Origin of the sequence: Martinezella miluonensis (genome assembly GCF_900094545.1) — a bacterium.
Lineage (GTDB): Bacteria > Pseudomonadota > Alphaproteobacteria > Rhizobiales > Rhizobiaceae > Rhizobium > Rhizobium miluonense.
The window spans coordinates 1-1,219 of record NZ_FMAH01000103.1 but is presented as its reverse complement, the minus strand read 5'-3'; the positions used below and the strand labels follow the sequence as shown (position 1 = coordinate 1,219).

The window sequence follows — 1,219 nt, the reverse complement described above, 5'->3', positions numbered from 1 at the left end:
TGGCCGTGGTACATTTTTGCTTGAGCAGACAAGCGGCGCAATCGGCGGCCTGTGCAGCATAGAGCACGCTGCGCTCCTTGCTGATGAGCTGTTTGCGCGTCAGCTGATGGCCTGCCGGACAGATGAAATGGTCCGCCTCTACATCGTATGAGAACGCGCGACGATCGAACAAGGTGCCATCGCCGGTATTGTTGACTGCGCGGTTTGACGGCGCGCAGGCCATGATGCCGTCTTCCTCACAGGCGCTGGCCTGAGCGCCATTGGAATAACCGGCATCGGCAACCACCGTCAGGCTTTCCAGGCAAAGTTCGTCCCTGGTCGCGCTTGCCATCGGATGCAGCATGCGATTATCGGTGGCCTCGTCGGTGACCTCATGGTGGACGATCAGGCCGGTATCGGTATCGACGGCGGTCTGCACATTGTAGGCGGGCGGCTTTGGTCCCTTGCCCTTGCCCATCGGCCGTGCATCCGCCTCGCCATCGACAAGCGTGGTACGACCTTCGTCGTCCAGCCGTCTTGCCATCCGGTCCAGTTCGCCCCGGCGGCTCTCAAGCGATGCGATAGCGCTTGCCACGGCGTCGGCCGCATCCTCCGGCTCGTTCTTATCGGCCTCATCCAGTCCCGAGAGATAAGCGGTGATCTTGCCGTCGAGACGGGCGCGTTCCGCCTCGATCTCGCGGCGTCCCATGATCTTCTTGGCACTGGCCACGGCGCGGAACTTCGACCCGTCCAACGCCACCAGGCGGGCGCTGAACAAACCGGCATCGCGGCAAATCAGCACGAAAGCCCGGCAGGCACCGACGATCGCCGGCCCGTTGTCACGGCGGAAATCGGCGACCGTCTTGAAGTCCGGCGCAAGCTGACGCAGCAGCCACATCGTCTCCACATTACGCCGGCATTCACGCTCCAGTCGCCGGGAGGAGCGCACCTCGTTGAAATAGCCGTAGATGTAGAGCTTCAGCAGATCACGCGGATCGTAGGGGGGACGACCTGTCGAGGCCTCAACCGCTCGCCTGAATCCGAGCTGCGCAACATCAAGCCCATCGACAAAGGCATCGATCACCCGCACCGCAGCATCTGCCGCAACGTAATCCTCGATCCGGGCTGGCAACAGCGACGTCTGACCCCGATCAGTCCCTGAAATGTATCCCATGAAAATGGCCGCATCGTTTCCAATGCGGCCACCTTAATTGATTTGCCGGACTTCTCACACAGGCTG

At 61.7% G+C, this 1,219-nt stretch carries 1 protein-coding gene; it reads right to left on the bottom strand.

Annotation, left to right across the window (positions count from 1 at the left end):
• Positions 1–1,153, bottom strand: a 1,153-nt coding sequence (locus GA0061102_RS32465; RefSeq protein ID WP_092856898.1) for an IS1182 family transposase, incomplete at its 3' end; no start/stop codon positions are given.
• Positions 1,154–1,219: the final 66 nt, after the last annotated feature.